We start from the raw sequence: 5,489 nt of genomic DNA, 5'->3' as shown, positions 1-5,489 counted from the left end.
GCCGGCAGACCCTTGTGCAGTGTCCCCCGGCCGCCTGCGGCGACCTCCTCCTTTACTTTGCCAAGGGTCTGCCGGCCGCCAAGGGGCATGGCTTGCGGTGCGCGACGGCGTGTCGATGGTTGGGGTGACGCCTATTGCGGCGCCTTGGACGGCGCGGCAGCGGTAGGTCACCACCGTGGGGGGAGGCGGCTTTCTGCGCGGGGGCTCCAGCCACGTTGCCGGTGCAGCAGGGCCGGGGTGCCCTGAAACGACGATGCCCGGCAGGGCCGGGCATCGTGGACAAACAGGGGGGGGGCCGGCGCAGGCGGTCAGTCTTCCACGCGCAGCACGGCACCGGGCTTGAGCACGCTGCTGCCGTTGAGCCCATTGAGGGAGAGCAGGGCCTTGAGCGGCATGCCGTAACGGCGGGCGATGGTCCACGGGGACTCGCCGTCGCGGACGGTGTGGCGGCGGTTGCGCGGGCGGTCGGCGCTGCTGGCGACCGTGCGGGCGGCCCGGGCGACCGGGGCACTGGCCTTGGCGGCAGGCGTGGCGGTCGCCGGGGTGTCCACGGCGGCGACGGTGGCCATCACCGCGGCGCTGGCATCCACCGGCGCGTGGGTGGCCGGGGCGAGCACGGTCACCTGGCCGCTGGGGCGGCTCTTGCCGCCGGCCAGGGCCGGATTGAGCCGGGCGATGCGCGCCGGGTCCAGCGAGCGCTGGGCGGCCCACTGCTGCACGCTGGTGCCGGCGGGCAGGGTGTGGCCCTTCAGGACCGGCACGGTGCGGTCCAGGGAGGCCATCACGGCGGGAGTGGTCTCGGCGTTTTCCAGCACGCAGGCGAGCGCGTGCAGCTTCTCGACGTAGGCGTAGGTGATCGGCGACAGGCCCGGGAGCTCGGCCGGGCGCGCGTTCTGCGCGTTCATGCCGGCCTTGCGCAGGGACTGCAGCACGCGGTACTCGCCGGCGTTGTAGGCCATGGTGGCCAGGCGCCAGTCGCCGCCGAACATGCCGTGCAGGGTCTTGAGGTAGCGCACCGCGGCCTGGGTGGAATCGACGGCGGACAGGCGACCGTCGTAGCCGGCGGTCATCTGCACGCGGTGGTTTTTGGCGGTGGTGGCGATGAACTGCCACAGCCCGGCCGGGCCGCTGCCATTGCGCGCGTTGGGCCGGTAGCCGCTTTCCACGAACGGGATCAGCGCGAACTCGGTCGGCAGGTCGGACTTGCGCAGTTCTTCGACCACATAGCCGAACAACACCAGCGCATCGTCATCCTGGTTGGCCAGGCGCGAGGGCGCGTGGGCGAACTGCTTCTGCCAGCGCGGGCTGGTGGCCTCGGCATTGCAGGTCGGCTCGGACAGACCTTCGCGGAAGCTGGCGAAGATCTCCTGGCCGTTGCGCACCGAGACCGGCGGCAGGGCGCTGGCCTCCAGGGGCAGCTGGGACAGGCCGGCCACGTTCTGGGACATGCCGGCACTCAATGACTGGGCGCTCGCGCCGCCTGCCAGGGACAACCCCAGGCCCAGCGCGAGCGGCAACAATCGCCGGCTCATTGGCCGAATCCGTCTTTCCAGCCGCGCAGACCTGCGACGACATCGACTTCATCGGTGACGGGGCGACCCAGGTGGGCACTGACGGCCTGCTGGATCGACGGGGTTCCGGTACGCAGGAACGGATTGCAGTGCAGCTCACTGGCCAGTGACACGGGCAGCGTGGGGCGTTCATCGCGGCGCATGGCCAGGGCCTCCTCATGGCGCTGCAGCAACGCAGCGTTGGTGGGGTCGACATGCCGCGCGAAGACGGCATTTGACACGGTGTATTCGTGCCCGCAGCACAACAGCAGGTGCGGCGGCAGGGACGCCAGCTTGTGCAGGGATGCCAGAAGCTGGGACGGCGTACCTTCGAACATGCGGCCACAGCCCAGGCTGAACAGTGCGTCGCCACTGAAAAGATGTTCAGTGGTGTGAAACGCGACATGCGAACGGGTGTGACCGGGCACGGATACTACGTGGAACCTTTGGCCCAATGCCTGAACGGGTTCACCTTCGGCCACCCGGTGGGTGGCCATGGGGATGCGCGGATCGGCCGGGGCATGCACCTCCAGCCCCGGATAACGGGCCTGCAGCTCGGCCACGCCACCGATGTGATCGTCGTGGTGATGGGTAAGCAACACCGCGCGCGGCGTCCATCCCTGCTGCGCTGCGGCAGCCAGCACGGGGGCCGCCTGGCCCGGGTCGATGAGCACGGCGTCGCCGTCGTCGGCGACCAGCGCCCAGATGTAGTTGTCCGCAAATGCGGGTAGGGCAGTGAGTCGCATAGAATTGGACCATGCCCGCCGCGCCGAGCCCCCGTCAAGCGACAGTCGCATCCTGGTTTGATACTGAACCGGCGCAGGTGCTGTGCCAGTTGGAGTTCGAGCGCCTGTCGCCGTTGCTGAACGAGCGGCCGATCACCCCGTGGCTGTGGCTGGCGCCCACCGCCGCCTGGGCGGCGATGCCCGACCTGCCCGGGCGTGGCCTGCGCCTGCACCGGCAAGGGACCGGCTACGCCGGGGACACCCGCTGCGCGCTGCCGCTGCCGCTGCCCAACGAGAGCGTCAACGCGATCGTGTTGCAGCATGTGACCACGCGCGATGCCGAGCAGCTCATCGGTGAGTGCGAGCGCGTGCTGATGCCCGGTGGCCGGCTGTGGCTGTCCACGCTCAACCCGTTCAGCCCCTACCGCCGCCAATGGCGCCACCACGGGCTGGTGGTGCGCACCCCGCAGCGCCTGCGGCACACGCTCGAGCAGGCCGGCCTGGCCTGCGAGCAGCTCGATTACCTGGGCCCGATGTGGGCCAGCCGCGCGGCGGGCCGGCGCAGCCTGGCACCGCTGCGCGCGGCCTGCCTGTTCACCGCCGAGAAACGCATCCTGGCCCTGCCAGGACCTACGCCACTGCCGGTACGCCGTTGGCACGGCACCGTGGCGACCTGATCTGGATTGCAATGAAGACCATTGAACTACACACCGACGGCTCCTGCCTTGGCAACCCCGGCCCGGGCGGCTGGGCGGCGCTGATGCGCTACAACGCACACGAGCGCGAGCTCAGCGGCGGCGAGGCGCACACCACCAACAACCGGATGGAGCTGATGGCGGCCATTTCCGGGCTGGAGGCGCTGACCGAGCCGTGCAACATCGTGCTGTTCACCGACTCGCAGTACGTGCGCCAGGGCCTCACCCAATGGATGCCGGGCTGGATCCGCAAGAACTGGAAGACCGCCGGCGGCGACCCGGTCAAGAATCGCGACCTGTGGGAGCGGCTGCACGCGGCCACGCTGCGCCACCAGATCGACTGGCGCTGGGTGAAGGGGCATTCCGGCGATCCGGACAACGAGCGGGTGGACCAGCTGGCGCGCGACGCCGCGGTCCGGATCCGCAGCGCCGGCCCGGTACACTGAGCCCATGCGTCAGATCATCCTTGATACCGAAACCACCGGCCTGGAATGGCGAAAGGGCAACCGCATCGTCGAAATCGGCTGTGTGGAACTGCTTGAGCGCCGGCCCAGCGGCAACACCTACCACCAGTACATCAAGCCGGACTGCGAGTTCGAGCAGGGCGCGCAGGAAGTCACCGGGCTGACCCTGGACTTCCTGGCCGACAAGCCGGACTTCGCGCAGATCGCCGAGGAGTTCCTCGCCTTCATCGACGGCGCCGAGCTGATCATCCACAACGCGGCCTTCGACATCGGCTTCCTGGACAACGAGCTGTCGTTGCTGGGCGACCACTACGGCAAGATCACCGACCGCTGCACGGTGGTGGATACGCTGAAGATGGCGCGCGAGCGCTTCCCCGGCCAGCGCAATTCGCTGGACGCGCTGTGCAAGCGGCTGGGCGTGGACAACGCGCATCGCCAGTTGCACGGCGGCCTGCTCGATGCGCAGATCCTGGGCGATGTGTATATCGCGCTGACCTCCGGCCAGGAGGAAATCGGCTTCGGGATGGTTGATGACGGCAAGGGCGGCACCGCCCATGCCCAGGCCTTCGACACCTCGCGCCTGCTGCCGCGCCCGCGCGTGGTGGCCACCGCCTCGGAGCTGGAAGCGCACCAGGCGCGGCTGGCCAAGCTGCGCAAGAAGGCCGGCCATGCCATCTGGGATGGCGAGCGCGAGATGGCGCAGGCGGGTTGAGGGCAGGGCCCGACGCGCGTTGAGGCCGTGGTGTAGGCGGGTAGAGCCACCCCATGGGTGGCTGCTGTCATGGGGGGCCGCCGTCAATGCGGCGGCCACCCGCCCCGCGACCGCGCAACCCCGCATCACTCAGTGGCAGCGCACCAGGATCACGGTGATGTTGTCCGAGCCGCCGCCATCCAGCGCCGCGGCCACCAGGGTGTCCACGCACTCCTGCGCACTGGCGTCGTCATAGGCCAGGGTGCGGGCGATGCCGGTGTCTTCCACTTCCTCGGTCAGGCCGTCGCTGCACAGCAGCAGCTGCATGCCCGGGCGCAGCTCGCCGGTGGTGGTGGCCACGTTCAGATGGGCCGGGTCGGTCACGCCCAGGGCCTGGGTGACCACGTTGCGATGCGGGTGGGCGCGCGCCTGCTCGGCGGTCAGGTTGCCCTGGGCGACCATTTCCTGGACCACGCTGTGGTCCTGGCTCAGCTGCGCCAGGCGACCGTCGCGCCACAGGTAGGCGCGGCTGTCACCCACCCAGGCCACTTCATAGCGGTTGCCCTGCACGCGGGCGGCCACCACCGTGGTGCCCATCGGCAGGCTGTCGTTGCGGCGCCGCGAGGTGCGGATGATCTCCTCGTCGGCCACCCGGATCGCATGCGCCAGCGTGGCGCCCTGGCGGATCTCGCGCACGATGGTCTCGCGCGCCAGCGCGCTGGCCACCTCGCCGCAGGCATGGCCACCCATGCCGTCGGCCACCAGCCACAACGCCAGTTCGCCATCGCCGTAGTAGGTGTCCTCGTTGAGGTCACGGCGCAGGCCGGGGTGGGTCAGGTGTCCGAATTCGATCATGAGCGGGCGGCAGCCAGGGGGTTGTTGCGGGGAATAACGGCATGATCGCGGGCCGCCGGACATCCGGCAAGGCATGCATGCAGAAGAAATTCACTTCACCCACCGCGCAGAGACTTGTCGGCGACGCCTCCTACCCGTATCATTCGCGTCCCGGTTCGCCGGGACCATCTGGAGAGGTGGCAGAGCGGTTGAATGTACCTGACTCGAAATCAGGCAGGCGTTTATAGCGCCTCGGGGGTTCGAATCCCCCCCTCTCCGCCAGATAATTGAACTAAGCCCTTGAGTTTCAAGGGCTTTTTTCATTTCTGGCTTAGCTAGTATGCCATCTGGTATGCCATGGGAAGCTGGCTGCTGCTGGACCATTCTGGACATCTTGGAGCCTATAAGCGGCGCGCATCGGCCTTGCTGGTCAAAGCGTTCGCATGCCAGTGCTTATGGCAGCTAATCTTGATACCTGTTGTGGCCTGATGGCCGCTAGTCGAGCTTATTCAGGTAGAGATGGGCTTCGA

General features: G+C 68.6%; 6 protein-coding genes and 1 tRNA gene. 4 read left to right on the top strand and 3 right to left on the bottom strand.

Features of this window, described 5'->3' with window-relative positions; translation table 11 throughout:
- Nucleotides 1–308: 308 nt before the first annotated feature.
- On the bottom strand, nt 309–1,532 hold the full coding sequence (locus tag RSA25_RS18800) for a transglycosylase SLT domain-containing protein (protein WP_332810350.1): 1,224 nt from the start codon (nt 1,530–1,532) through the stop codon (nt 309–311).
- Nucleotides 1,529–2,296, bottom strand: coding sequence for a hydroxyacylglutathione hydrolase (gene gloB, locus RSA25_RS18795; protein ID WP_332810349.1), 768 nt, complete (start codon nt 2,294–2,296; stop codon nt 1,529–1,531). The genes RSA25_RS18800 and gloB overlap by 4 nt, the downstream gene beginning before the upstream one ends.
- Nucleotides 2,297–2,307: 11 nt before the next feature.
- Here gloB and RSA25_RS18790 point away from each other — a divergent pair, with 11 nt between their 5' ends.
- The 3 genes from RSA25_RS18790 to dnaQ are packed head-to-tail and all read left to right on the top strand — an operon-like array spanning nt 2,308 to nt 4,146.
- Nucleotides 2,308–2,952 carry a hypothetical protein gene (locus tag RSA25_RS18790; protein ID WP_332810348.1) on the top strand — a complete coding sequence of 215 codons (645 nt, stop codon included), beginning with the start codon at nt 2,308–2,310 and terminating at the stop codon, nt 2,950–2,952.
- A gap of 11 nt (nt 2,953–2,963) precedes the next feature.
- Nucleotides 2,964–3,416 (top strand): ribonuclease HI, encoded by a 453-nt coding sequence (rnhA, locus tag RSA25_RS18785; protein ID WP_332810347.1) that lies wholly within the window; start codon nt 2,964–2,966, stop codon nt 3,414–3,416.
- 4 nt (nt 3,417–3,420) lie between these two features.
- Nucleotides 3,421–4,146, top strand: a complete 726-nt coding sequence (gene dnaQ / locus RSA25_RS18780) for a DNA polymerase III subunit epsilon (RefSeq protein WP_332810346.1) — start codon at nt 3,421–3,423, stop codon at nt 4,144–4,146.
- A gap of 129 nt (nt 4,147–4,275) precedes the next feature.
- On the opposite strand, the gene RSA25_RS18775 is transcribed toward dnaQ, so the two are convergent.
- Nucleotides 4,276–4,980, bottom strand: coding sequence for a protein phosphatase 2C domain-containing protein (locus tag RSA25_RS18775; protein ID WP_332810345.1), 705 nt, complete (start codon nt 4,978–4,980; stop codon nt 4,276–4,278).
- Nucleotides 4,981–5,150: 170 nt separating this feature from the next.
- Here RSA25_RS18775 and RSA25_RS18770 point away from each other — a divergent pair.
- Nucleotides 5,151–5,241 (top strand) — tRNA-Ser (locus RSA25_RS18770).
- Nucleotides 5,242–5,489 lie beyond the last annotated feature (248 nt).

Origin of the sequence: Stenotrophomonas sp. (genome assembly GCF_036662295.1) — a bacterium.
Lineage (GTDB): Bacteria > Pseudomonadota > Gammaproteobacteria > Xanthomonadales > Xanthomonadaceae > Stenotrophomonas.
Note: the sequence above shows the minus strand (reverse complement) of the source record. Positions and strands in the feature narration are given on the sequence as shown.

Excerpts from the sequence above, each read along its gene's own strand:
- rnhA (WP_332810347.1), top strand. The coding sequence starts at position 2,964 with ATGAAGACCATTGAACTACACACCGACGGCTCCTGCCTTGGCAACCCC.
- RSA25_RS18775 (WP_332810345.1), bottom strand. The coding sequence starts at position 4,980 with ATGATCGAATTCGGACACCTGACCCACCCCGGCCTGCGCCGTGACCTC.
- gloB (WP_332810349.1), bottom strand. The coding sequence starts at position 2,296 with ATGCGACTCACTGCCCTACCCGCATTTGCGGACAACTACATCTGGGCG.
- RSA25_RS18800 (WP_332810350.1), bottom strand. The coding sequence starts at position 1,532 with ATGAGCCGGCGATTGTTGCCGCTCGCGCTGGGCCTGGGGTTGTCCCTG.
- RSA25_RS18790 (WP_332810348.1), top strand. The coding sequence starts at position 2,308 with ATGCCCGCCGCGCCGAGCCCCCGTCAAGCGACAGTCGCATCCTGGTTT.
- dnaQ (WP_332810346.1), top strand. The coding sequence starts at position 3,421 with ATGCGTCAGATCATCCTTGATACCGAAACCACCGGCCTGGAATGGCGA.